The sequence below is a fragment of the Mesorhizobium sp. M0898 genome (genome assembly GCF_040319695.1).
In the GTDB taxonomy this organism is placed as follows: Bacteria; Pseudomonadota; Alphaproteobacteria; order Rhizobiales; family Rhizobiaceae; genus Mesorhizobium.
The window spans coordinates 38,954-63,967 of the sequence record NZ_JAMYOE010000034.1; the positions used below are offsets into that span (position 1 = coordinate 38,954).

The following is a 25,014-nucleotide window of genomic DNA, read 5'->3' on the forward strand; positions in this document are numbered from 1 at the left end:
GTTCGTCGTTGAATTTTTCTGGGCGGGGCCTACGGCTGTTTTCTTGCCGCCTCGCCGTCACCGGGCTCGGAGCGCTGCCTGAGCCTCAGCCGCGACACGCGCTGCCAGTCGCCGCTGCGCTCGGCCTCGGCCATCGATCGTTCGACGTAGGAGATGTGGTCCATCGCCGCCTGCCGCGCCGCAGCCGGATCGCCGGCCTTGACCGCCGCATAGATTGCCCGGTGCTGCGAAAGCAGCGCCTCGCGCGCGCCCGGCACGTTGAACACCAGCCGCCGGTTCTGGAACACGCCTTCCGACAGCAGCCGATAGCAGGAGCGCAGCGTGTGCAGCAGGATGATGTTGTGCGCGCATTCGCAGATCGCGTGGTGGAACTCGACATCGATTTCCGCCTCGTCGTCGAAATTGCCGGTCCGGTGCGCCTCGTCCATACGTGCCATGATGCGGTCGAGCAGCGCCAGATCGTCCGATGTGGCACGCCGCGCCGCATATTCCGCCGCCACCGCCTCGATCTCGCGGCGGTACTCCAGATAGTCGGTCACCGCCTTGCGGTGCATCGAGATCAGGTCGGTCACCGGCTTGGTGAACAGCTGGCCGATGACATCGGCGACATGGGTGCCGCCGCCCGGCCGTGTCGTCAACAGCCCGCGCCCTTCCAAGGCTTTCAAGCCATCGCGCAGGATCGGCCGCGACACCTCGAACTGGCGCGCCAGTTCGCGCTCGCCCGGCAGCCGGTCGCCGGTGCGCAGGACGCCTTCGAGGATCAGGCTCTCGATCTGCTGCACCACCTCGTCGGCGGTGCGCGAATGCTCGATCCGGGAGAAAATGTCGCTCAAACGGGATGCCTGGGGGTTGAACCGATGTCGCGCAAGATAAAGCCGGCGTCGCCAACTGGTCAAATTATTTATCCAATTCGCCGGGGCCGGGTCCGTTTCACAGCCGCGGCGCCATATCATCTTCAGCTAAATTGGGCGTTTGCGTCGCCTGGCGATTGCCTCTAGAGGGACCTCATTGCCAAAGGGCTCACAGAAGCCCGGGGGACCAGCCGTGCCAGACGCCGAGCCTTCCAACCTCGAATTCCAGCTGCGCGCCAAAGCCGTGGGCGGCACCGTCATGGGCTTTCCGGCGCATGAAGGTCGGCCGGGCGCGCTCGGCGAGGTCCACGCCCGGCCGCAGCCGCTGGTCGAAAAGCCGCGCGTGCTGGTGCAGCTTTCCTTCATGACCGAAGCTGGATCCGGGATCGATCAGGCCGTGCTTTCCGAATTGTCGCGACGCCTCGGCATCGCCGCGCCCGACCCTCACGCCCGCCACCACGCGATGAAATGGGGCAAGGGCTCGCTGCGCTGGGAACGCCACACGGAATTCTCGACCTATCTCTGGGAAGGCCCGCTCGGCGAAAACGGCAGGGGGCAAGAGGACACACCCTTCGGCAACGGGTTTTCGCCGCCGGGCACGGTGATTTCCGGCATCAGGCTGGAGATCCGCAAATGGACGCCGGCGAACGAAAAACTGATCGCCGGCTTCGACCCGACCAGCCTGTGCTATTCGCTGGTCGAGCGCGGCAACGCGGCCATCGTCACCGATTTCCGTCAGGATGGCGACGGCTTGACCCGCATGCTGGTGCTCGACCGCGGCCTGACCCCGGCGCGCACCGGGGCACTGTCGCAGCGGCTGATCGACATCGAGACCTACCGCACGCTGGCCATGCTTGGGCTGCCGCTGGCCCTGACGCTGTCCGGTCGGGCCCGCCGCATCGAAGACAGGCTGGCCCAGACCACGTTGGAAATGAAGGTCGCCGAGACCCGCGACAGCCAGACGCTGCTTGCCGACTTGACCGAGCTGGCCGCCGAGCTGGAGGCCGATGCCGCCTCCAGCCTCTACCGCTTCGGCGCCAGCCGCGCCTATGACGGCATCGTGCGCGAACGGCTGGAGGCGCTCGACGAAGAGGCGGTGCCCGGCTACGACACCTGGGGCGGTTTTCTGCAGCGCCGCGTGGCGCCGGCGATGCGTACCTGCCGTTCGGTCGAGGAGCGTCAGGCCAATCTGTCGACGAAGCTCACCCGTGCCACCACACTGCTGCGCACCTGGGTAGACGTCGAGGTCGAGAAGCAGAACCGCGATCTTTTGGCATCGATGAATAATCGCGCCCGCCTGCAATTGCGGCTGCAGCAGACGGTGGAGGGGCTCTCGGTCGCCGCGGTTTCCTACTATGTCGTCGGCCTCATCGGCTACGTCGCCAAGGGCGCCTCGATCTTCGGCCATGCCTTCGCGCCGGAAATGGTCACCGCCGCCTCGGTGCCGCTCGCCGTCGTGCTCGTCTGGTGGGGAGTGCGCCGCGTCCGCCGCATGCACTCCGAACCAGGCAAGCAGCCGGGCGAGTAATGTGGGGCGCAGCGGCAGATTGCCGCTGCGGAAGGCTGTCCCGGCCATAGGCCTCTCATCCCGGCCAACGCGGCATTTGCAAGCGACCACTGTCGCTGGTAAAAGATTTTTACCAGTCGATCGAAGGAGGCTGTCGATGTCCGGCCTTGCCATGCCGAAACCAGACGACGCCACGATGCGCCGGCGCGACGAGATCGTCGCCGATATGCGCATCATGGTGCCGGGCGAGGGCGTCGTCGACGCCGCCAATGCCATGCGCGCCTTTGAGAGCGACGGGCTCACCGCCTACCGGCAATTGCCGCTCGTCGTTGTACTGCCGCAAACCGTGGCCCAGGTCTCGCGGGTGCTGAAATATTGCAGCGACCGCAACATCCGCGTCGTGCCGCGCGGCTCCGGCACCTCGCTCTCCGGCGGTGCGCTGCCGCTCGAAGACGCGGTGCTGCTGGTGATGAGCCGCTTCAACCGCATCCTCGAGATCGATTTTCAGAACCGCGTCGTCGTCGCCCAGCCCGGCGTCACCAATCTCGGCATCACCACCGCCGTCGAGCAGGAGGGCTTCTATTACGCCCCCGATCCATCCTCCCAGATCGCCTGCTCGATCGGCGGCAATGTCGCGGAAAATTCGGGCGGCGTGCACTGCCTGAAATACGGTCTCACCGCCAACAATGTGCTCGGCATCGAGATGGTGCTGATGAATGGCGAGGTGGTGCGCCTCGGCGGCAGCCATCTCGACGCGGAAGGCTACGACCTGCTCGGCGTCATGACCGGCTCCGAAGGACTGCTCGGCGTCGTAACCGAGGTCACCGTACGCATCCTGAAGAAGCCGGAGACGGCGCGTGCCCTGCTGATCGGTTTCCCGACCAGCGAGCAGGCCGGCCAATGCGTTGCCGACATCATCGGCGCCGGCATCATTCCGGGCGGCATGGAGATGATGGACCGCCCGGCCATCCACGCCGCCGAGGATTTCGTCCAGGCCGGCTATCCGCTCGATGTCGAGGCGCTGCTGATCGTCGAGCTGGACGGGCCGGGTGTCGAGGTCGATCACCTGATCGGCCTGGTCGAAGCCATTGCTTTTAGGAACGGCTCGACCACATGCCGCACGTCGCAGTCGGAACAGGAGCGGCTGAGCTTCTGGGCCGGCCGCAAGGCGGCGTTCCCGGCGGTCGGCCGCATCTCGCCCGACTACTACTGCATGGACGGCACCATCCCGCGCAAGGAACTGCCGCGCGTGCTCGCCGGCATGCGCGAACTGTCGGAGAAATACGGGCTCGGCGTCGCCAATGTCTTCCACGCCGGCGACGGCAATCTGCACCCGCTCATCCTCTATGACGCCAACGTGCCGGGCGAACTCGACAAGGCGGAGAGTTTCGGCGCTGACATATTGCGGCTCTGCGTCAAGGTCGGTGGCGTGCTGACCGGAGAGCACGGGGTCGGCATCGAGAAGCGCGACCTGATGCCGGAAATGTTCAACCAGATCGACCTCGACCAGCAGATGCGCGTCAAATGCGCCTTCGACCCCAACCATCTTTTGAATCCCGGCAAGGTCTTCCCGCAATTGAGGCGATGCGCCGAGCTCGGGCGGATGCACGTGCATCGCGGGAAAGTGGCGTTTCCGGACATTCCGAGGTTTTGAGGGGATGACAGCTCAGAATGGGGGTTCCTCGCCCCCGCAAAGCGGGGGAGAGGTGGCGCGGGCGCAGCCCGAGACGGAGAGGGGGGCGCCCGGTGCACCAAGCCGGCGTTCACCCGAAAAGGTCGCGCGCGCCCGCGAGCTTCGTCGAGGCGACAATCAGGCGGAAGCGACCCTCTGGAACGAGTTGAAGGCGAAGAGGCTGGGCGGATATAAATTCGTGCGTCAGATGCCGATTGGGCCGTATTTTGCAGACTTCGCCTGCCGAAGCGAAAGGCTGATCGTCGAGCTGGACGGAGGTCAACACGCCGAGAGTACTTACGACAGGCGACGCGACGAATTCATGCGCGGCAAAGGGTTCTCGGTGATCCGATTCTGGAGCGCCGACATGCTAACCAACCCGACGAGTGTCTGCGAAACCATTCTTGCAGCACTTGAGGGACGGCTCGTGAAGGACGTAATCTCTGCCGACCTCAGGTTCGTTTTTGCAAGCAAGAACTCTAGAGGTGGCGCTCTATGATGGCCCCCTCTCCGCCTCGCTGCGCGAGGCACCTCTCCCCCGCTCCGCGAGGGCGAGGAACCCAGGTCCTGCAGCTTCGCGCCCGCGCATCCCGAGATCTCGAGGCGATAGCTTCTCAGAATAGGGGTTCCTCGCCCCCGCAAGGCGGGGGAGAGGTGGCTCGGGCGGAGCCCGAGACGGAGAGGGGGCCGGCCGATGTGCTGAGTCGGCGTTCCTCTGAAAAGCTTGCCCGCGCTCGGGTGCTTCGCTTTGTTTTTGCGGCCAAGAAAATTGAAGGTGGCGCTCTATGAGTGCCCCCTCTCCGTCTCGGGCTTCGCCCGAGCCACCTCTCCCCCGCTTCGCGAGGGCGAGGAACCAGGGCTCTGCCGCATGACCACCTTCACCCCGTCCACAGCCGCGGAAACCCTATCAACAATCGCTTGGGCAGCCGCGGAAGACTCGCCGCTCGAAATCCTCGGCCACGGCTCCAAGCGCGGTATCGGCCGGCCGCAGCAGAGCGAGCATACGCTCGACCTTTCCAGACTCTCCGGCGTCATGCTTTACGAGCCGGCCGAACTGGTGCTGTCGGCAAAAGCCGGCACGCCGCTGGCCGAAATCGAAAGCCTGCTTGCCGAAAACGGCCAGCAACTTGCCTTCGAACCGATGGATTACGGCCCGCTGCTCGGCGGTGAGCCAGCGCGAGGCACGATCGGCGGCGCACTCGCCGCGAACCTTTCCGGCCCGCGCCGGCTGAAGGTGGGTGCTGCGCGCGACCATATCCTCGGCATAGCGGCCGTTTCCGGGCGCGGCGAGGCCTTCAAGTCGGGCGGCCGCGTCGTCAAGAACGTCACCGGCTACGATCTGTCCAAGCTGATGGCCAACAGCTGGGGCACGCTGGCGGTGCTCACCGACGTCACCTTCAAGGTGCTGCCTGCTGCCGAGACCGAAGTCACGCTTGCCATCCGCGGCCTGCTCGACGATCACGCCGCCGCCGCCATGGCGCTGGCGCTGGGTTCCAGCGCCGAAGTGTCGAGTGCTGCCCATCTTCCCGAACGGGTCGCAGCCAGGGTCGCCGGCGGCAGTCTCGGCAGCGATGCCGCGACGCTGCTGCGCATCGAGGGCTTTGGCCCGTCGGTCGCTTACCGCATTGCCGCGCTGAAAGACCTGCTGAAAAACGCTGGGCCGCTGCAGGAGATTTCCGGTTCGGTCTCGTACTCGGTCTGGCGCGGTGTCCGCGACTGCGCGCCGTTCGCCGATGGCAGCGAAAGGCCGGTGTGGCGCGTCTCGATGGCGCCGTCGCGGGGCCACCAGATGGTGCTGGCGCTGCGCATGCAGGCCCCGGTCGAAGCCTTCTATGATTGGCAGGGCGGGCTGATCTGGCTGCGCATGCAGCAGGACGATCCCGAGGCAGGCCTGTTGCGCAGCCTGATCAGAAAACACGGCGGCGGCCATGCGACGCTGGTGCGCGCAACCCCTTCACACCGCGCCGCCGTGCCGGTGTTCGAACCGCAAGCGCCGCAACTGGCAGCACTGTCGGCGCGGCTGAAGGCCGAATTCGACCCGAAGAATATCCTCAATCCCGGCCGTATGGCGCCTGGCGCAAGCTCTGCTACTCTCGCGCCAGCAACCGAGGGAGGAGCACAATGAGCGATCCAGGCCAAAACGGTACGTCACGCCAGACCGACCGCTGGCTGGAGCCCGGCCCGACCAACGCGCTGGTCATCTACATCCTCTATCTCGCCGGCCTAGCCATCGGCGTCAGCGGCATTGTCGGCATCGTCCTGGCCTATATCAATCGCGGCAAGGCCGGCGGCTTCGTCGAGAGCCACTACACATTCCTGATCCGCACCTTCTGGATCGGCCTGCTCTATGCACTGATCTCGGCGCTGCTGATGATCGTGGTCATCGGTGTCGTGCTGATGGTTGCCGTTGCCGTCTGGTTCATCGCCCGCTGCATTCTCGGCCTGCAGGCGCTGCAGCGCGGCGAGGCGGTCAAGAACCCGGAAAGCTGGTTTCTGGGATTATGAGCATGATCCCCAAAACTGGGTACCGGTTTTGGGAAAAGATCATGCTCAAACGGTAGGGATTCGTTTACGTGCAGACCAATTTCTCAGCTGCCCAGCTTGCCGATCCGCATGTCGCGGAATCGGAAAAGATCCTGCGCAAATGTGTGCATTGCGGCTTCTGCACCGCCACCTGCCCGACCTATGTGACGCTCGGCAACGAACTGGATTCGCCGCGCGGCCGGATTTATCTGATCAAGGACATGCTGGAAAACGGACGGCCGGCCGACAAGCAGATCGTCACCCATATCGACCGCTGCCTGTCCTGCCTCGCCTGCATGACCACCTGCCCGTCGGGCGTCAACTACATGCATCTGGTCGACCACGCCCGCGTCCATATCGAGGAGACCTACAAGCGTCCGCTGGCCGATCGCCTGACACGCGCCATGCTGGCCTTCGTGCTGCCCTACCCCTCGCGTTTCCGCGCGGCGCTCAAGCTGGCGAAGCTCGGCCAGCCATTCGCCGGCCTGTTTGAGAAAATCCAGGCATTGAAGCCTTTGGGCGCGATGTTGAAGCTGGCCCCGGCGTCGGTCCCGGCAGTCTCGCCGATGGCCTCGCCGGGCGTCCATGCCGGGCAGGGCGCGAAGAAAAATGGCCGCGTCGCCATCCTCACCGGCTGCGCGCAATCCGTGCTCGATCCCGGCATCAACGACACGACGATTTCGCTGCTGACCCGGCTTGGCGTCGAGGTCGTGGTGGCCGAGGGCGAGGGCTGCTGCGGCGCGCTGGTGCATCATATGGGGCGCGAGGACGCTGCCTTGGCGTCGGCCCGACGGAACGTCGACGCCTGGACGCGCGCCATCGAGCAGGGTGGACTCGACGCCATCGTCATCACCGCATCCGGGTGCGGCACCACCATCAAGGATTACGGCTTCATGCTGCGCCTCGATCCGGCCTATGCCGACAAGGCTGCGCGGGTCTCGGCGCTGGCCATGGACATCACCGAATATCTGGCAAGCCTCGACCTGCCCGAGCCGGTCCGCAAGCCGGGCACCATCGTCGCCTATCACTCAGCCTGCTCGATGCAGCACGGCCAGAAGATCACCCGCCAGCCGAAGGAGCTTCTGGCCAGAGCCGGCTTCGTCGTGCGCGAGCCGCGCGAAGGGCATTTGTGCTGCGGTTCGGCCGGCACCTACAACATCCTGCAGCCCGGGATTTCGGCGACGTTGCGCGACCGCAAGGTCAGGAATATCGAGGCGACCGGTGCTGAAATCGTCGCCACCGGCAATATCGGCTGCATCACCCAGATCGCTTCCGCCGCCAAGCTGCCGGTGGTGCATACGATAAAGCTGCTCGACTGGGCCTATGGCGGCGAGCCGCCAAAATTGGTTTGATTGCTGCGCACCCGCCGATGAGACTGCCGAGATGCCCAACCCAAAGTCCGAAGAGATTGGAACCGTCGTTCGGCTGCTGTCGGACAGATCGCCGGCGACGTTCCAGGCCAGCTATGGCGAATGCCAGACAATCATCGCTCGTCATCTCAAGGATGGGTCCGAATTCCTGTTTGCGCTCATAAAGGCAGCGGTAGAAGCCGACGTCCAGCAAGACAATCTGATTATCGACGCCGTTTCGTTTCTCGACGACGCGTATTTGGCTCGTCTGGCATTTTTCCTGCAAGAGGAAGTGAAACGCGGAATAGACGTGGAGGATCTGCTGGCTCACGTCGCCTTGCAGGTGCCGGAATTGTTTCCAGACAGTACCTTGGGCGACATTCCCGATTTCGCAGACTGGCTGACGCATGATGATCCTCGTTCGCCGCCGGCATGTCATCATTTCAGCTTTGAGGAAGGCGCTCCGAGCGACATATCTTTTCCGACGCATCGCAATCATCCTACCTGGCATCTGCCGGCGACTGGCCGGCCACTTACGGTCGGCGGCGAAGGATCGGCAGTGTGCCCGACCTGTCGAGAGCGACTGATACATCTGATTACGCTGGACGATCTCGGGAGTGAGCTGACGATGCCTCTTCCCAGACTCCGTATCGAGACCTGTGCGAATTCTCTCGAACCGACCTATTATTCCCACGACGCTGCCGGTGTGCCGACGCCGATCGCGCCTCTGCATTCGCCCTACATTGAGAGGCCTGCAAAAGCCGCCGAGAAAAGAACTGTTCGGTTGGCACCGACCCCTGAACGGTGGCTCAGGCAGTCGTACGGGATAAGCAATTCAAGGCAAAACCTGTTTCGGCTTGGTGGGCTGCCGTCATGGATTCAGGGACCGCAGTTTCCAGTCGTTCCCGGAACGGACCGGGAAATGAAATTTCTTCTTCAGTTCGATTCACTCGCCGGTTTCTTCTGGGGCAGCGGCGGCGTGCTCTACGTCTTCTGGGATGACGAGTCCCGGATCACCTGCCATGTGCCGCAATACACGTGACGAAGGCGCCTACTCCGCCGCCAGCCGGTCTGCCGTGCCGTAGGTTGCCTGATAGCGGGCGCGCTGGCGGCTGAGCGCTACCATCGTGTTGCGCAGCAGGATCGCCACCGTGATCGGGCCGACGCCGCCCGGCACCGGCGTGATCCACGACGCGACATGCCTGACGCTCTCGGCATCGACGTCGCCGACGATGCGGCTCTCGCCGTCCGGCCCGATTTCCGAATTGATGCCGATATCGATGACGGCGGCGCCCGGCTTGACCATGTCGGCCTTGATCAGCCGCGGCCGGCCCACGGCGACGAACAGCGCGTCGGCGCGGCGTGCGTGTGCCGCCACCGAGCGCGTCATGTGGTGACAGACCGTCACCGTCGCGCCTTCGCTCATCAAGAGGAACGCGATCGGCTTGCCGACGATCTCGGAATGGCCGACGACCACCACCTCGAGCCCCTTGAGGTCGAGGCCGGTTTCCCTGAGCAGTTCGACCGAAGCGGCGGCGGTGCAGGGCGCCAGGTCGAGCTGGTTGTAGACGATGTTGCCGATCGAGGCCGGATGCATGCCCTCGACATCCTTGAGCGGATGCACCGCCGCCTGCAGCGTCTTGATCGGAATGTGCACCGGCACCGGCCGCTGGATGATGATGCCGGTGACGCGCGGGTCGGCGTTAAGCCCGTGGATTGCCGCTTCCAGCTCGCCGGCGGTGATGTCGGCGCGAAAGCGCCTTTCCTCGAAGCCGATGCCGGCCAACCCGGCCTTGGCGCGCTGGTTGCGGACATAGACGTCGACCGCGGCGGTATCGCCGACGGTGACCGACACCAGCTTGGGCGGAAAGCCTTCGGCGGTGGCGATCGCCGCGTCCTCGCGCACGCCGGCGATGATGCGTTGAGCAACCGGGCCGCCTCTGAGATAGCGGCTGTCATCGGAAAGGGACATCGGGATGGGGCCTTTAGCTGGATTTTAGCCGCCACATAGCAAAGCAACCGCGAAAAGGCAGCGCGAAAAGCGAACCGCCATGCCGGTCGCGCGACGTGCCGACAAAATCTTCCCGTCAATTCCTGCTGGCGGAAACAAAAAGGGCAGCACGGCTTGCCGCGCTGCCCTTTCGTGACTGGCCGCATCCCCACACGGCCCGTCCCCCGTTATTCAATGCTCCCGAGGCTTCTGAGCAGAATCATCGATGAGGTCAACCGCAGATTACATGACTACAACCGTCGTGCCAACATTGACCCGCTCGTAAAGGTCGACCACGTCCTCGTTGCGCATGCGGATGCAGCCCGACGACACCGCGCCGCCGATCGTCCAGGGCTGATTGGTGCCGTGGATACGGTACTCGGTCGAGCCGAGATAGAGCGCGCGTGCGCCGAGCGGGTTTTCCATGCCGCCGGCGAGATAGGTCGGCAGATAACGGCCCTTGGCGGCTTCGCGGGCGATCATCACCGCCGGCGGCCGCCAATCCGGCCAGACGCGCTTGTTGGTGATCTTGTGGGTGCCGGACCATTCGAAGCCCGGCTTGCCGGTGCCGACGCCATAACGCCGCGCCTTACCGTTCTTCCCGACCAGATAGAGGAAATTCTCTCGCGTATCGATGACGATCGTGCCCGGCTTCTGCGGGCCGTCATAGGCGACTTCCTGCGGCAGATAGATCGGGTCGATCTGCGGCCGCATCACCATGCGCTTGGCCTGCGCCTGCACCGCTGCGGTGCGCAGCTGATCGGGTTCGGCCAGCCGCCGGTAGCGCCGTTGCGGCTGCGCCTCTTGCCGGCTCTGCCGCACGATGCCCGGGGCATGGCCGAGCTGCAGCACCCAGGGCGCCGAAAGATCCGGGCTGACCACCACCGGCGGCCTCTCCGCATAGCGGTCGTTGGCATTGGCGGCGCCGGCAGCAAGTACGGCCGCGGCGCCGAACAGTGGGAACAAGAATGTCTTCATCGCAACGCACCTTGATCGTCGAACATGCCGGGGTGCAAAGCCTCCCCGATTTCGCCGACATTGGGCGCGAAGCGGCAACCGAAACATGAATCGGAATGTGTAAAATGCCGATCTGTCAGTAAAGCTTTTGGTGTGGTTACCGCCCGGTTCAGGAATCTGGTAAAGCCGCGGTAAAGGCCGCGTCAAAACGCGTTAACGCCAAGACACGAACGGAATTCCGCCATGGATGAAAAGACAGGTCTGCTTGCCGGTCCCGACGGCATCGCCCGCTGCTTCTGGCACGGCAACCTGCCGGATTATCTGCACTACCACGACCACGAATGGGGCCGGCCGGTCGCCGACGACCGCCGCCTGTTCGAGAAGATCTGCCTCGAAGGTTTTCAGTCGGGCCTGTCCTGGCTGACCATATTGCGCAAGCGCGACAATTTCCGCGAGGCGTTTGCCGGCTTCGATGTCGACAAGATCGCCGCCTTCACCGACGCCGATGTCGATCGCCTGCTCGGCAATGCCGGCATCATCCGCCATCGCGGCAAGATCGTCTCGACCATCAACAACGCCAAGCGCGCCCGCGAACTCATCGACGAGGCCGGCTCGCTGGCCGCCTGGTTCTGGAAGTTCGAGCCCGGCCCGCACGAGCGGCCCGAGATCGTCGACCTCGCGCATTTGCGCGCCAATCCGACGACGGCCGTCTCGGTCCGCATTTCGAAAGAGCTGAAGAAGCGCGGCTGGAGCTTTGTCGGCCCGACCACCGTCTACGCCTTCATGCAGGCGATGGGGCTGGTCAACGACCATCTCGAGGGCTGCGTCTGCCGCGAGCCGGTCGAGGCGGAACGGAAAGCGTTCAAGCGGCCGAAATAGCGGCTCAGGCGCCGCCGGCGCCGGCGAGGAAAAACCCGGCAAGGATGGCCGCCAGCGCGGCGAACACCGGATAGATCACCAGCAGGCCGGTCATCAGCACGTCGCGCATGGTCGGCCCGCTGCGCTGTTGCGCCGCGATCTCGAACGGTCCGGCGATTTGCTTCGTCTTCGGGGCATAACCATCGGCCGGCCGCAGCCGGACCGAGGCGTCGCGTGCGCGGCTATCGATGATGTCGAACTTCTGTAGCGTGGCCATGGCCCCGAACCCCTTGTTTCGGCGCGCTTATCGGCCCGGATTGTGTCGGCACGATGCCGCGCGCATGGCGCAATTGTTTCAGCTTCTTTTTCGCCTTTCCTTCTCCCCTTGTGGGAGAAGGTGGATCGGCGCGCAGCGCCGAGCCGGATGAGGGGTGTTGGAAGAAACGAGACGTCGGCGTTCCTTGGAATACCCCTCATCCGACCGAGCTTCGCTCGGCCACCTTCTCCCACAAGGGGAGAAGGAGAGCCGCAAACCCTTGCCTTCTCCGGGCTGCATCGGTAGGACACGCCGACCCGAAATAAGTCACCGATTACTTAGCAAAGTACCCATCCCATGGCCGACAAATCCGAAAAGATGAAAGCGCGGCTGCCGCGCGGCTTTGTCGACCGCGGCGCCGACGATCTGCGCACCGTCGAGAAGATGATGGCGACGATCCGCTCGGTCTTTGAGCTTTACGGTTTCGAGCCGGTCGACCAGCCGCTGATCGAATACACCGATGCGCTCGGCAAATTCCTGCCCGACCAGGACCGGCCGAACGAGGGCGTGTTCTCGTTCCAGGACGATGACGACCAGTGGCTGTCGCTGCGCTACGACTTGACCGCGCCGATGGCGCGCTTTGTCGCCGAGAATTTCGAGCGCCTGCCGAAACCCTATCGCAGCTATCGCTCCGGCTGGGTGTTCCGCAACGAGAAGCCCGGTCCCGGCCGCTTCCGCCAGTTCATGCAGTTCGACGCCGACACGGTCGGCACGCCGGGTGTCGCCGCCGATGCCGAGATGGCGATGATGATGGCCGACGTGATGGAGGCGCTCGGCATCAAGCGCGGTGATTACGTCGTCCGCGTCAACAACCGCAAGGTGCTCGACGGCGTGCTCGAGGCGATCGGCCTCGGCGGCGACGAGAACGCTGGCCGCCGGCTGCAGGTGCTGCGGGCGATCGACAAGCTGGACAAGCTGGGCGTCGAGGGGGTTCGCCTGCTTTTGGGCGCCGGGCGCAAGGACGAGAGCGGTGATTTTACCAAGGGCGCCGGGCTGGGTAACGCGCAAATCGATGTTGTGATCAGCTATTTCACGGTCATGGCGCAGCATGATCCCGAACAAATTGTCCAGACACTGGGATCTATCACCCCAGGGCTCAGCAATCTTGTCGAGGAAAGGAAACTCGAACATCTCGGCATAACGAACGCCTCGTTTGTCGAGGGTCTTGCAGAGTTGGAGCAGATAAGAACCATGGTCGCACAAAGCGGCTACGGTGAGGATCGCATCCGCATCGACCCCTCCGTCGTGCGTGGCCTCGAATATTACACCGGCCCGGTCTACGAAGCCGAGCTGCTGGCCGAGATCCCCAACGAGGACGGCCAGATCGTGCGCTTCGGCTCGGTTGGCGGCGGCGGCCGTTATGACGGCCTCGTCTCGCGCTTTCGTGGCGAGCCGGTGCCGGCGACCGGTTTTTCGATCGGCGTCTCGCGGCTGATGACGGCGCTGAAGAACCTCGGCAAGCTCGATACTTCCGATGTCATCGCGCCGGTCGTCGTGCTGACCATGGACAAGGATACGGAAAGCCTCGGCCGCTACCAGAAGATGGTGGCCGAGCTGCGCGCCGCCGGCATCCGCTCGGAAATGTATCTCGGCGGCGCCGGCATGAAGGCGCAGCTGAAATATGCCGACCGCCGCGGCAGCCCGGTCGCCATCATCCAGGGCGGCGACGAGCGCGCCAAGGGCGAGGTGCAGATCAAGGACCTGATCGAAGGCGCGAAAATGTCGGCCGAGATCGCCGACAACGCCGAATGGCGCGCCGCGCGACCGGCGCAGGTGACCGTGGCGGAAGGCGATCTGGTCGCCGAGGTGAAGAAGATACTGGCGGCGCAGGCCGAGGAGCGGGCGCGTGGCAAGTAGGGCGCCGCTTCCTTCTCCCCTTGTGGGAGAAGGTGGCCGAGCGAAGCTCGGTCGGATGAGGGGTGTTCCAGGGAACGCCGACGCCTCATTTCTTCCGGCACCCCTCATCCGTCTTGGCGCTTCGCGCCAATCCACCTTCTCCCACAACGGGAGAAGGGAAGGGCGCCTGCGATGACCTCCCGCTATCTCGCCATCGCATCCGACACCACCAAGCTCTTCGCCGCGCGCGACACCCATGCGGTCGAGGTTGCTGTGCTGCAGCCGGCCGATCCGTTCCTCGACATGGCCGGCGAGGATTTGCGGCGCCGTATCTTTCTCACCGAAAGCGAGACCGGGCAGACGCTTTGCCTGCGGCCGGAATTCACCATTCCGGTCTGCCTCGACCACATTGCCAGCCAGGCCGGCACGCCGCGCCGCTATTCCTATCTCGGCGAGGTGTTTCGCCAGCGCCGCGAGGGCGGCAACGAGTTCTTCCAGGCCGGCATCGAGGATCTCGGCGACCGCGACACGGCCGCCGCCGACGCCCGTTCGCTGGCCGATGCGCATACGCTGCTGTCGCTGGTGCTGCCCGGCCGGGAGCTGGCGGTGACGCTCGGCGACCAGACCATCTTCGAGGCGGTGCTTGCAGCGCTTGGCCTGCCGCGCGGCTGGCGCATGCGGCTGGCGCGCGCCTTCGGCTCGGCGCCGATGCTTGAAGCAGCCCTTGCCGATCTGGCCAATCCACCGCGCAACAGCCAGCTTGCCGGCGCGGTCGCCGCCCTTGTCCTCGACGGCGATCTTGACGGTCTTTCGGCGCATGTCGCTGGTGGCATGGAAGAGGCTGGCCTGTCAGCAACGGCCGGGCGTTCGCCGTCCGAGATTGCGCGGCGCCTGATCGAGAAGGCCGAACTGCGCAGCGTGCGGCTGTCGAACGAGGCGTTTGCGGCACTAAAGAGTTTCCTGGCGATCGACGTGCCGCTCGACAGCGCCGCCGGGGCGCTCGAAAGCTTTGCGATCGATGCCGGGCTTTCACTGGGGGCTGCGCTGGAGAATTTCGCAGCCCGCGCCGCGGCCATAGAAAGCCTCGGCCTGCCGATGTCTGAAATCAGCTACGACGCCGCCTTCGGCCGGCCGCTCGATTACTACACCGGCCTGGTCTTCGAGATCGCGGCGCAGGATGGCGACCGGCCGCTCGCCGGTGGTGGCCGCTACGACCGGCTGCTGACGCTGCTCGGCGCCAAAACGCCGATCCCCGGCGTCGGTTTTTCCGTCTGGCTCGACCGCATCGAGGCGCTGCGGGAGACGGCGCCATGATCACGCTGGCGATCCCGTCGAAAGGCCGGCTCAAGGAGCAGGCGCTGGAGGTGCTGGCCAAGGCCGGGCTTGCCGTCAGCCTGCCCGGCGACGAGCGCAAATATCGCGCCCGCATCGACGGCCTTGACGGCGTCGAGATAGCGTTCCTGTCTGCCTCGGAGATATCAGGCGAAATCGGCCAGGGGTCGGTCGATCTCGGCATCACCGGCGAGGACCTTTTGCGCGAAAACCTCGCCGATTGCGAGACGCGCGCCGAAATCATCGCCCGCCTCGGTTTCGGCAATGCCGATGTCGTCGTCGCCGTGCCCGACATCTGGCTCGATGTCGACACCATGGCCGACCTCGACGACGTCGCCGCCGACTTCCGCCAGCGCCACGGCCGCCGGCTCAGGATCGCCACCAAATACTGGCGCCTGACCCAGCAGTTCTTTTCGCAGAAGCACGGCATCCAGGTCTACCGCATCGTCGAAAGCCTTGGCGCCACCGAAGGCGCGCCGGCGGCCGGATTGGCCGATATCGTCGTCGACATCACCACGTCAGGCGCGACGCTGCGCGCCAACCATCTCAAGGTGCTGGCCGACGGCCTCATCCTGCGCTCGCAGGCCTGCCTCGTGGCGTCGAGGAAGATGCGTTCGGCGACGGACGAGGCCGTGTTGCGCGATATTGCGGGCAGGATGGCATCGGTGAACGCAGGCTGACGACCAGCCGATCTCCCCCCTTGAGGGGGAGATGTCGCCGAAGGCGACAGAGGGGGTCGGTACGTCTTGACGCGACTCTCCTAACGGCAGGCTGGTGCTCCACGCGAGACGACCCCCTCTGGCCTGCCGGCCATCTCCCCCTCAAGGAGGGAGATTGGCAGCTTGGCCGCAGTGCCAACCTGACGCGATTTTCCTGGCGTACAGCAATTTTGTTCTTGCTTTGTGCCGGCAGCTATGCTACTAATCTCGCTATGGTGCCAATTGGCCCCGAAGACCCGCCCGCCGAGGCGGGTTTTTTATTTTCGGCCTTTACAGGCGAGTTCCCACCCAGCCCCACCATCGACGGGATTTCCACCACCCTGCCGGGCTGATAGGCTCGGCCTGTCTGCGGAGGACACGGCGATGCCGATCAATCTCGACGAGTTGAAGAATGCAACCAACCTGCGCTCCAAGCGCGATGGCGGCTCGTTCATTGCGCCGGTCGACGGCACGGCGCATGTGGCGGGCGAGCGCAGCGTGCCGCTGCTCAACCTGACCATCCCGGCGTTGTTTGCCGATACGGTCGGCAAATACGGCACGCTCGATGCCGCCGTCTTCGTCGAGCAGGACAAGCGCTTTACCTGGGAGGAACTGTCCGAGACTGTCGATGCGCTCGCCGCCGGTTTCCTGGCGCTCGGCCTCGAGAAAGGCGACCGCGTCGGCATCTGGTCGCCGAACCGCTGGGAATGGCTGGTGACGCAATTCGCCACCGCCCGCATCGGCCTGGTCCTGGTCAACATCAACCCGGCCTACCGGCTGGTCGAGCTGGAATATGCCTTGAACAAGGTCGCTTGCCGAGCGCTCGTCACCGCCGCCACATTCAAGAGTTCCGACTATCTCGGCATGATCGAGACGCTGGCGCCGGAGATCGCCAACGCTGCGCCGGGCAAGCTCGACGCCAACAAGCTGCCGGCGCTGAAGACAGTGATCCGCATGGACGAGGAGAATTCTGCGGGCATGTTCAATTTCGCCGACGTGCTGGCGATGGCCGGCCGCGACGAGCATGACAAGCTCGACCGGATTTCAGCGGGGCTGAAACCGGACGACGCCATCAACATCCAGTTCACCAGCGGCACGACAGGTGCGCCCAAGGGCGCGACGCTGACCCACAACAACATCGTCAACAACGGCAATTTCGTCACCGCGGCGATCCGGCTCACCGTCGACGACCTGCTGTGCATCCCGGTGCCGCTCTACCATTGCTTCGGCATGTCGATGGGCACGATGGGCTGTGTCACCAAGGGCGCGACCATGGTTTTCCCCAGCGAGGGCTTCGATGCCGGCGCCACCCTGAAGGCAGTGGCAACGGAACGCTGCACCGCGCTCTACGGCGTGCCGACCATGTTCGTCGGCCTGCTCGACCATCCGGATTTCGCCTCCTTCGATCTCACCAGCCTGCGCACCGGCATCATGGCCGGCTCGCCATGCCCGATCGAGGTGATGAAGAAGGTGGTGTCGCTGATGCATATGGCTGAGGTGACCATCGCCTACGGCATGACCGAGACCAGCCCGGTGTCGTTCCAGAGCAGCGTCGACGACCCGCTGGAAAAGCGCGTCTCGACCGTCGGCCGCGTCCATCCGCATGTCGAGGTCAAGGCCATCGACGCCGAAGGTGCCACCGTCGCGGTCGGCGCGCCAGGCGAGCTCTGCACGCGCGGCTATTCCGTGATGAAGGGCTATTGGGACGATGAGCAGAAGACCCGCGAGGCCATCGACGCCGACGGCTGGATGCACACCGGCGACCTCGCCACCATCGATGCCGAGGGCTATTGCAACATCGTCGGCCGGGTCAAGGACATGGTCATCCGCGGCGGCGAGAACGTCTATCCGCGCGAGGTCGAGGAGTTCCTCTATCGCCATCCCAAGGTCAAGGAGGTGCAGGTGTTCGGCATTCCCGACCCGAAATACGGCGAGGAGCTGTGCGCCTGGATCGTGCTCAAGCCCGGCCAGATCACCACGGAGCAGGAGATCAAGGCCTTCTGCGCCGGCCAGATCGCCCATTTCAAGATCCCGCGCTACATCCGCTTCCGCACCGAATTGCCGATGACGGTGACCGGCAAGCCGCAGAAATTCCTGATGCGCCAGGCGATGGTCGACGAGCTGGGATTGGTGACGGAGAAGACGGCGTGAAAAGGCTTCCGTTTGTGCCTACGCGTGACGGAGGCGTTGTTTGGGCAACATATTTGAGGGGTGTTCCATGCGGATTGGGTTAGGCGTGCTTTTCCTGGCAACTCAGCTGGCAGCCACCGCGGTGCTGGCGCAGACGGCGGCCGAGCGTGAGGCCTGCCAAGCAGATTACCAGAGATTGTGCAAGGGCGTGTTGCCGGGCGGTGGCCGCGTCGTAAAATGCCTGGCCGGTCACATGAGCGAGCTGACGCCCGAATGCAAGAAGGTCGTCAAGGCCAACACGCCCGGCTAGCGCGCGAGCTTCCTGCGGGTGACATGATGTTTCGAGGTGTGCGGGGGCAGGAGGCAGCGCAATCGCGGCGGATTCTTGCGAAGAGGACCCCCACCCCTAACCCCTCCCCACAAGGGGGATGGGGACTTTCGGTGGCGCCGACCTCGGCAAATTGCCTGCCTTTCGGCGCCAAAGGGAAAGCAAGGGCGCGCGGCAGCGTTCCCTCCCCCTTGTGGGGAGGGTTAGGGTGGGGGTCCTCTTCGCAAGAATGCGTACGCGATTGCGCTGCCCTTGTGGGGAGGGGCTAGGGCTGGGGTACGCTGCGATGGCGTCATGACCTGTCATATGCGATTTCTCTGGATGGTCGCGGTGCGCAACAGTGGTTGCAAATCGCCCTTCCACGGGATTTGCGGGAACGCAAGAAGGTGACAATGAGTGGTCTCGCAAGATCGGCGATTTCCTACGGCATGCCGTTGGCCGCTCTGGTGATGGCTGTCGCGGTCAGGGCCAGCGGGGTGTCGGTGGACGAAGGGTCGCTGGGCACCAGGATGTTTATCGGCGCGCTGTCGAGCGCGATCATGTTCACCACCATTTTCGTGGTGCTCGACCACGCCGAGGCGGTGGCCCGGCGGGTGGGCGAGCCGTACGGCACGTTGGTGCTGACCATCGCCGTGACGGCAATCGAAGTGTCAATCATCGTTTCCATCATGCTGCACGGCGCCAACAACCCGACGCTTGCCCGCGAATCCGTGTTCTCGACGGTGATGATCACGTCCACCGGCGTCGTCGGCATGTGCCTGACGTTTGGCGGCTGGCGCCATCGCAAGCAGGCAATCGTCCGCCAAGGGACCAGCGCCTATCTGGCGGTGCTGGTCGCGCTGAGCGTCATGACGCTCATTCTGCCGACCTACACGCGAACCACCGATCCCGGCACGTTCTCGGCGGCCCAACTTGGCTTCGTCAGCGTGCTGTCCGTGCTGCTCTATGCCGGTTTTCTGTTCGCACAGACTGTCCGCCACCGCGACGATTTCATCGACGGGCAAGCACATGGCGCCGCGGTGCGAGCCGACGCTCACGAAAGCGTCGCCGCCGGCGCCGTTCTCCTGCTGATCGGGCTGATCGGCATCGTCATGCTCGCCGAACAGGTCGCCGCCAGCGTCGAGGACGCGCTCGTCGCCTACCAGGTGCCGCAGGCCGATGCCATTGTCGGCGCAATGATCGCCGCGCTGGTCTTGATGCCGGAGGCCATTTCGGCGGTTCGTGCCGCGCTCAGCAACGAGCTGCAGCGCGGCCTGAACGTCGCCATGGGCTCGGCCTGCGCGACGATCGGTTTGACAATACCCGGCATAGCCGCCGCCAGCCTGCTGACCGGAAGAGGCCTGACCCTGGGCCTGCCGGCGACCGACACGGTGCTTTTGGTCCTGGCGCTTTTCATCTGCAATGTGAGCTTCGGCACGGAGAGGACGACGTTCCTGACCGGCTTGGTGCACCTCGTGGTATTTTTTACCTGGGTGTTTTTGATATTTGTGCCGTGAGGGTTGGGGGGCGAGCAAGGGGGCAGGCAGATTCTGACGACTGTTTCTCGGCCGAGCAGCCACACGTTTTCCGCACCGAGTTCCGAAGTAGGCAAGCCGCACAAGTTCGGCAAAGACGGCGTGAGGGGTGGGCGCCAATTTTTCTCCTTTGCGCCATGGGCGGACGCTTAGCACCAAGGCCTTGAACGTCTCGATAGGGGCCGCGAGCGGATTGGCAGCTTCTGGCTTCGCAACGAAGATTGCAGACATTCAACCCGCTGGATGGAGGTCGTGAACTGACCCAAGGCGACATTCCTCAGACTGTCCGTTTCCACCGAAGCGGGGCGATGCGGCCGATCAAGCGCCCTTTCGGGTTCGAAAGCTGTTAGGGTAGGATGATAAACGATGTGCCGCAGGAGCGGGGATGCCCGTCGATCGCGTTCAGCGGAAAGTAGCTGCCATCCTCGCTGCCGACGTGGTGGGGTTCAGCCGACTTGTCGGCAAAGATGAAGAGACGACCCTTGCTACCCTGAAGGTCCATCGACAAGCGATCGACAAGCTAATTGCCGGCTACGATGGACGCATCTTCGGAAGCGCAGGCGACAGCGTCATCGCAGAATTCGCCAGCGCGATAGGTGCGGTTCGGTGCGCTATCGACATCCAGTTGGCGATCGATCGGCTCAACGCCGACTTGCCTGGGCCAGGGCGCATGCGATTCCGGATTGGAGTCAACCTCGGCGACGTGGTGGTTGATGGCGACAATCTCATGGGTGACGGTGTGAATGTCGCCGCCCGCCTTGAGGGGCTGGCGCTTCCGGGCGGCATCTGCGTCTCTGACGCTATCCAGATGCAAGTTCGCGACCGTCTTGCAGCAGATTTCGTTGACCTGGGTGAGCAGCGCCTAAAGAACATTGCGCGGCCGGTTCGGGCTTTTCGCGTGCCCGTCACGTCTGAGGAACCAACTAGCTCGCCGTTTCGCGGCCTCGACAGTTTCGATTTCGAGCACGCCGATCTCTTCTTCGGGCGGAGCCGTGCGATCGCTATCTGCACTGAGCGACTGGAGCAGCTCGCGGTCGCGGGCAAGTGCTTCCTGCTCATCTACGGGATGAGCGGCTCCGGCAAGTCCTCGCTCGTGCGCGCCGGGCTGATTCCGGCCGTCACGCAACGTGGCGCGGTGCCGGGCATCTTGCTCTGGCGGCGTTGCGTCATGCGTCCGTCCGAGGGACCTGACGCGATCACGTCTCTGTCAGCGGCGTTGCTCCGCGCCGAAGCCTTGCCCGAACTTGCCGAAAACGGGACGGCGACCGAGTTGGCGGCGACGTTTCGGAACAATCCCGATCGGGCGCTGGCTTTTGTCCGCTCGGCGCTCGCCTCAACCCCCTCCAGTGGCGGCCCGGGTAAGGCGCGTCTGGTCCTAGCCGTCGATCAGATGGAGGAACTCTTCACAATCGAAACGGAACCAGCCTCGCGCGCTTTGTTCGTGCGATTGCTTTCAGCGTTCGCCACTAGCGGACTTGTATGGGTGATCGCGACGATTCGCGGCGACTTCTTCCATCGGTGCGGCGAGGTCCCGGGTTTCTCGGCATTGAAGGATGGCCTGAGCAGCTACGAACTCTTGCCTCCGACCGGGGCCGAGATTTCGAAGATCATCCGTGAACCCGCAAGCGCGGCGGGCCTGCGCTTTGAGGAAACGAAAGACCGCGGCCGACTGGAGGACGTGCTTCAGGAGGCGACAGCGGCCGACCCCGGTTCCCTACCACTGCTCGAGTTCGTGCTCGAAGCACTTTACCAAGCCGGCCGAGCAGAACGCCTGCTTACCTTCGCAGCCTATCGTGCGCTTGGAGGCCTCGAGGGCGCGATCGCGCGCCGGGCCGACGAAGTGGTCGAGGCGTTGTCGCCCACGGTTCAGGATGCGCTGCCAACCGTCCTTCGCGCGCTGACGACGGTTCGTCTCGGCGACAATTCAGTCGCCGCGGCCCCGGCGGTCCGCGACAACATGGCGCGAACGCCCGCACAAGCTGCACTTCTCGACGCGTTGATCGCGGCTCGGCTTCTCGTTTCCGACGAGAACCTTGAAGGGCAGGCAGTCGTCCGCGTCGCCCACGAGGCGCTTTTGAGCCGTTGGCCCCGCGCGCGCGACATCGTCAACGCTGATCGAAGTTTTCTGGAGACGCGTGCCCGGCTGCGAACCGATGCCGGCCGCTGGCATGCCGACAACAGGAATCCCGACCTGCTTCTGCCCGCCGGCATACGACTTGCCGAGGGCGAGGAATTGCTAGTGTCGCGGCGAGAGGACGTCGACGATCAAGTAGCTCAGTATGTAGAAGCATCATTGTTGGCTCAGATGGCGGTCGCGGAAAGGGAGCGACAGGCCGATCGTGCGCGCATAGAGGCCGAAGAGGCGACCAAACGGGAGCGCCTTGAGCGCGAAGCGGAACGCCGCAGCCTGGTGGCGGAAGCGGCGACACGGCTTGCGCGCCGCACGCGTTACGCCGCTATTGTCGCCTTTGCATTGGCGGTCGTGGCAGGCGCCGGCGCGATCGCCGGATTCTGGGGACAACACGAGGCCAGCCTTCAGGCAGAGCGCGCCGACGAGAATGCCCAGGAGGCAATAGCGGCGAGAGACCTCGCGCTGCGCAACCAGTCACGGTCGCTCTCGTCGATCTCGCTGCAACTGTCGTCCGCCGGGGACAGCGAGCTTGCCATCCTTCTGGCGCTGGAGGCCCTTCCCAAGAAGGGAGAAACGACCGAACGGCCCTATGTGACCGAGGCCGAAGCCGCCCTGTTCAGAGCTCTGTCCGGGTATCAGGAACTCGCCGTCCTTCGCCATGAAGATGCCGTCACCCACGGCGCTTTCAGTCCGGAAGGAGACCGCGTCGTTACATCTTCCTTCGATCAGACCGCGCGAGTTTGGAACACCGCCGACGGAAAGGCGCTTGCCATCCTCAAGGGCCATAAAGGCGTGCTAAAGTTGGCAGTGTTCAGCCCGGACGGAAGACAAGTCCTCACTGGCTCGGTCGACGGCACTGCAAGGGTCTGGGATGCGGCGACCGGCAAGCATCTCTACGTCCTCAATCAGACCGGTGACGTCCACGCCGCGATTTTCAGCCGCGACGGAACGCGGATCTTTACTGCTTCGGAGTTTGCCGCGCCGACGATCTGGAACGCTCGGGACGGCACCGAGATTGCCAGATTGCCGGGAGCCAGTTGGCAATCTACCGTTCTTGCGGTGAGTCCCGACGGTCAAATGCTTGCTTCCGTCCAGTTCCACGGAGACGTTCAAATTTGGAATGCGAACGACGGCACTCCGATCGGCACGATTCCGGTTCGCGGAGACAATGTTACTGGCATCGAGTTTAGTCCGAACGGGACCCAACTCCTGACCGTCGCCTGGACTGGCACGTCTCGTCTTTGGAGTCTGGCGGATCTGTCGGGACTTGCCGCTCTCCCCGGATCACCGAGTGCTGGCCATCAAGGGACCTTCAGTCACGATGGCCGCCTTGTGGCAGTCGTTGCCATCGACGGATCCGCCCGTCTTTGGAATACAAGGACAGGTGAGTTGATCCGCATATTCGGCCAAGAAACCAGGGCAAGCGCGCTCAATGCCGGAATCTCCTATCAATATCTCGACGTCAACGGCGCGTTCAGCCCTGACGGCGAACTTTTCGCCACCGCGTCGGTGAACGGCGTTTCCCGTATCTGGGACGTCAAGAGCGGCTCGCAGGTCTCGATCCTCCACGGGCATAGTGCGCTGATCGAGGAGGTCGCCTTCAGCCCCGATGGCCGTCGCCTTCTCACGGTGTCGCACGACGGAACCGCGCGCATCTGGGACGTCGACGGTGTGCTAACGACCACGTTGCGTCACGAAACCGCGCGCAGGTTCGCAGTATTCAGTGCTGACGGGGCGCGCGTCGTGACGGGAAGCGGTGTCGTGGGGCATGTCTGGGATGTTGCAAGTGGCAATTTGGTTGCGACGCTCGCGCCCGGCACGGAAGGCTTGCTTAAGCTTGCGGTATTCAGCCCTGATGGGCATCGTCTTGCCACGACGTCCAACGACGGCGTGGTTCGGCTGTGGGAGGCCAAAGGCGGTCGCGAAGCGGCAGCGCTGGAAGGTCATGATCCCAAGGTCGTCCAGGTCCAATTCAGTTCCGATGGCTCGTTCCTGGCATCCGCTTCGGTCGATGGAACTGTGCGGCTCTGGGACGCCTCGACCGGCGCTGCCAAGACAGTATTTCAAACCACAGCGGATTTGCAGGATGCCTTGTTCAGCCCGGATGGCAAGCTGGTCCTTGCGACGTTGAACGACAATACAGCGCGGCTTTGGAAGATGGACGGCACTGAGATCACAGGTGTTCCAGGACACGAGAACCGCATCAGCGCAGCGGCTTTCAGTCCCGACAGCCGATTGGTCGCCATTGGTTCTTCTGACGGAACGACGCAAATCTGGTCAGTCGCGGAAGGGGAAGCTGCCGCCACGTTGAAGGGACACGGCGGGCCGGTGACAAATGTTGCCTTCAGCAACGATGGCAGGTCGCTGGCAACTGCCTCACGAGATGGAACCGTTCGCATCTGGAGCGTCAAGGACGGGAAGGAAAGGTCTGTCCTCACGGGGGGCAGTGCCAGCATCGACAACGTCGCATTGAGTCCCAACGGACAATATGCGGTGACGTCGTCCTACCGTGAGCGGTCTGTCAGGCTGTGGTCTGCCGACACGGGTCAGCAACTCGCGCTCCTTGTTGGCCAGCATGACACCAGCACGATCGTCCCGGCGGTCACGCGGGCCGCATTCAATTCGGATGGCACACAGGTCGCAGCTGTCTCAGGCGGAGATAGCGTGCAGTTGATCCGCGTCTTCACGTCGCCAGAGGACCTCATCGCCTATGCTCAAGACGTCGTGCACCGAAAACTCACTTCTTGCGAGCGTAGGCGCTTCTTCCTGCCCGTGGCAGATGATGCCGAGGACTGCCCTAGCTAAGCTGGCGTTGCAGCAGTCGTGTCAGCAGCGAGATGAAACGAATCCAGAGGGTCCGAAGCTGGCGCAACCTCGCCCGTCGTGTTGACACCAGGGAAGTCCGCTTCTGAAGGAAGGCAGGGGCCGGCTGAATGACCGACATTGCTGAAGGGTTTCGGGTGCCGTCAGGCGTACGAAAGTCTCTGATGCAGGAACCCGCGGGCCGCAGGCGGTGAGCTAT

19 protein-coding genes are annotated in these 25,014 nt (G+C 64.1%); 15 read left to right on the top strand and 4 right to left on the bottom strand.

Features of this window, described 5'->3' with window-relative positions:
- Positions 1-29 precede the first annotated feature (29 nt).
- The gene (locus NKH90_RS26430) at positions 30-833 is read right to left on the bottom strand and encodes a FadR/GntR family transcriptional regulator (RefSeq protein ID WP_352821939.1); all 804 of its coding nucleotides are present in this window, start codon (positions 831-833) and stop codon (positions 30-32) included.
- A gap of 211 nt (positions 834-1,044) precedes the next feature.
- On the opposite strand from NKH90_RS26430, the gene NKH90_RS26435 reads away from it, so the two are divergent.
- The 7 genes from NKH90_RS26435 (at position 1,045) to NKH90_RS26465 (ending at position 8,944) form a co-directional block, all read left to right on the top strand.
- A complete protein-coding gene (locus tag NKH90_RS26435; RefSeq protein WP_352680843.1) occupies positions 1,045-2,379 on the top strand; it encodes a DUF3422 family protein in 1,335 nt (444 codons plus the stop codon).
- A gap of 136 nt (positions 2,380-2,515) precedes the next feature.
- Complete coding sequence (locus NKH90_RS26440; RefSeq protein WP_352821942.1) at positions 2,516-4,012, top strand: FAD-linked oxidase C-terminal domain-containing protein; 1,497 nt, start codon at positions 2,516-2,518, stop codon at positions 4,010-4,012.
- 52 nt (positions 4,013-4,064) lie between these two features.
- Complete coding sequence (locus NKH90_RS26445) at positions 4,065-4,529, top strand: endonuclease domain-containing protein (protein ID WP_352821945.1); 465 nt, start codon at positions 4,065-4,067, stop codon at positions 4,527-4,529.
- Positions 4,530-4,898: 369 nt separating this feature from the next.
- Positions 4,899-6,155, top strand: a complete 1,257-nt coding sequence (locus tag NKH90_RS26450; RefSeq protein ID WP_352821948.1) for an FAD-binding protein — start codon at positions 4,899-4,901, stop codon at positions 6,153-6,155.
- Positions 6,152-6,535 (top strand): DUF4870 family protein, encoded by a 384-nt coding sequence (locus tag NKH90_RS26455; RefSeq protein ID WP_352614815.1) that lies wholly within the window; start codon positions 6,152-6,154, stop codon positions 6,533-6,535. Before NKH90_RS26450 ends, NKH90_RS26455 begins: the two co-directional genes overlap by 4 nt.
- A gap of 68 nt (positions 6,536-6,603) precedes the next feature.
- On the top strand, positions 6,604-7,905 hold the full coding sequence (gene glcF / locus NKH90_RS26460; protein WP_352821951.1) for a glycolate oxidase subunit GlcF: 1,302 nt from the start codon (positions 6,604-6,606) through the stop codon (positions 7,903-7,905).
- 31 nt (positions 7,906-7,936) lie between these two features.
- A complete protein-coding gene (locus tag NKH90_RS26465) occupies positions 7,937-8,944 on the top strand; it encodes a hypothetical protein (protein WP_352821953.1) in 1,008 nt (335 codons plus the stop codon).
- Positions 8,945-8,953: 9 nt separating this feature from the next.
- Here NKH90_RS26465 and NKH90_RS26470 read toward each other — a convergent pair whose 3' ends face one another.
- Positions 8,954-9,874, bottom strand: coding sequence for a bifunctional 5,10-methylenetetrahydrofolate dehydrogenase/5,10-methenyltetrahydrofolate cyclohydrolase (locus NKH90_RS26470; RefSeq protein ID WP_352821955.1), 921 nt, complete (start codon positions 9,872-9,874; stop codon positions 8,954-8,956).
- Positions 9,875-10,135: 261 nt separating this feature from the next.
- On the bottom strand, positions 10,136-10,870 hold the full coding sequence (locus NKH90_RS26475) for a L,D-transpeptidase (protein WP_352821958.1): 735 nt from the start codon (positions 10,868-10,870) through the stop codon (positions 10,136-10,138).
- 222 nt (positions 10,871-11,092) lie between these two features.
- Between NKH90_RS26475 and NKH90_RS26480 the strand changes: the two genes are divergently transcribed.
- A complete protein-coding gene (locus tag NKH90_RS26480; protein WP_352472682.1) occupies positions 11,093-11,728 on the top strand; it encodes a DNA-3-methyladenine glycosylase I in 636 nt (211 codons plus the stop codon).
- Positions 11,729-11,732: 4 nt separating this feature from the next.
- Here the strand turns inward: NKH90_RS26480 and NKH90_RS26485 are convergent, their stop codons facing one another.
- Positions 11,733-11,984, bottom strand: a complete 252-nt coding sequence (locus NKH90_RS26485; RefSeq protein ID WP_352821961.1) for a hypothetical protein — start codon at positions 11,982-11,984, stop codon at positions 11,733-11,735.
- 336 nt (positions 11,985-12,320) lie between these two features.
- Here NKH90_RS26485 and hisS point away from each other — a divergent pair, with 336 nt between their 5' ends.
- From hisS to NKH90_RS26520, 7 genes are all read left to right on the top strand, one after another.
- Entirely contained in the window at positions 12,321-13,880 is a 1,560-nt protein-coding gene (gene hisS / locus NKH90_RS26490) for a histidine--tRNA ligase (protein WP_352821963.1), read from the top strand.
- Positions 13,881-14,051: 171 nt separating this feature from the next.
- Positions 14,052-15,173 carry an ATP phosphoribosyltransferase regulatory subunit gene (locus NKH90_RS26495; protein WP_352821964.1) on the top strand — a complete coding sequence of 374 codons (1,122 nt, stop codon included), beginning with the start codon at positions 14,052-14,054 and terminating at the stop codon, positions 15,171-15,173.
- Positions 15,170-15,871: an ATP phosphoribosyltransferase gene (gene hisG, locus NKH90_RS26500; protein WP_352502099.1), complete on the top strand. Its 702-nt coding sequence runs from the start codon at positions 15,170-15,172 to the stop codon at positions 15,869-15,871. The genes NKH90_RS26495 and hisG overlap by 4 nt, the downstream gene beginning before the upstream one ends.
- A 402-nt stretch (positions 15,872-16,273) precedes the next feature.
- Complete coding sequence (locus tag NKH90_RS26505; RefSeq protein WP_352821968.1) at positions 16,274-18,040, top strand: AMP-binding protein; 1,767 nt, start codon at positions 16,274-16,276, stop codon at positions 18,038-18,040.
- 67 nt (positions 18,041-18,107) lie between these two features.
- Positions 18,108-18,329 carry a cysteine rich repeat-containing protein gene (locus tag NKH90_RS26510; RefSeq protein WP_352450969.1) on the top strand — a complete coding sequence of 74 codons (222 nt, stop codon included), beginning with the start codon at positions 18,108-18,110 and terminating at the stop codon, positions 18,327-18,329.
- Positions 18,330-18,739: 410 nt separating this feature from the next.
- Positions 18,740-19,843, top strand: a complete 1,104-nt coding sequence (locus tag NKH90_RS26515; RefSeq protein ID WP_352821971.1) for a calcium:cation antiporter — start codon at positions 18,740-18,742, stop codon at positions 19,841-19,843.
- 403 nt (positions 19,844-20,246) lie between these two features.
- On the top strand, positions 20,247-24,797 hold the full coding sequence (locus tag NKH90_RS26520) for an nSTAND1 domain-containing NTPase (RefSeq protein ID WP_352821974.1): 4,551 nt from the start codon (positions 20,247-20,249) through the stop codon (positions 24,795-24,797).
- Positions 24,798-25,014 lie beyond the last annotated feature (217 nt).

Bases quoted from the DNA above. Each gene is read 5' to 3' on its own strand.
- NKH90_RS26465 (WP_352821953.1), top strand. From the start codon at position 7,937: ATGCCCAACCCAAAGTCCGAAGAGATTGGAACCGTCGTTCGGCTGCTG.
- hisS (WP_352821963.1), top strand. From the start codon at position 12,321: ATGGCCGACAAATCCGAAAAGATGAAAGCGCGGCTGCCGCGCGGCTTT.
- NKH90_RS26495 (WP_352821964.1), top strand. From the start codon at position 14,052: ATGACCTCCCGCTATCTCGCCATCGCATCCGACACCACCAAGCTCTTC.
- NKH90_RS26480 (WP_352472682.1), top strand. From the start codon at position 11,093: ATGGATGAAAAGACAGGTCTGCTTGCCGGTCCCGACGGCATCGCCCGC.
- NKH90_RS26510 (WP_352450969.1), top strand. From the start codon at position 18,108: ATGCGGATTGGGTTAGGCGTGCTTTTCCTGGCAACTCAGCTGGCAGCC.
- NKH90_RS26505 (WP_352821968.1), top strand. From the start codon at position 16,274: ATGCCGATCAATCTCGACGAGTTGAAGAATGCAACCAACCTGCGCTCC.
- NKH90_RS26475 (WP_352821958.1), bottom strand. From the start codon at position 10,870: ATGAAGACATTCTTGTTCCCACTGTTCGGCGCCGCGGCCGTACTTGCT.
- hisG (WP_352502099.1), top strand. From the start codon at position 15,170: ATGATCACGCTGGCGATCCCGTCGAAAGGCCGGCTCAAGGAGCAGGCG.
- NKH90_RS26450 (WP_352821948.1), top strand. From the start codon at position 4,899: ATGACCACCTTCACCCCGTCCACAGCCGCGGAAACCCTATCAACAATC.
- NKH90_RS26470 (WP_352821955.1), bottom strand. From the start codon at position 9,874: ATGTCCCTTTCCGATGACAGCCGCTATCTCAGAGGCGGCCCGGTTGCT.
- NKH90_RS26455 (WP_352614815.1), top strand. From the start codon at position 6,152: ATGAGCGATCCAGGCCAAAACGGTACGTCACGCCAGACCGACCGCTGG.
- NKH90_RS26485 (WP_352821961.1), bottom strand. From the start codon at position 11,984: ATGGCCACGCTACAGAAGTTCGACATCATCGATAGCCGCGCACGCGAC.
- NKH90_RS26440 (WP_352821942.1), top strand. From the start codon at position 2,516: ATGTCCGGCCTTGCCATGCCGAAACCAGACGACGCCACGATGCGCCGG.
- NKH90_RS26520 (WP_352821974.1), top strand. From the start codon at position 20,247: ATGCCCGTCGATCGCGTTCAGCGGAAAGTAGCTGCCATCCTCGCTGCC.
- NKH90_RS26515 (WP_352821971.1), top strand. From the start codon at position 18,740: ATGAGTGGTCTCGCAAGATCGGCGATTTCCTACGGCATGCCGTTGGCC.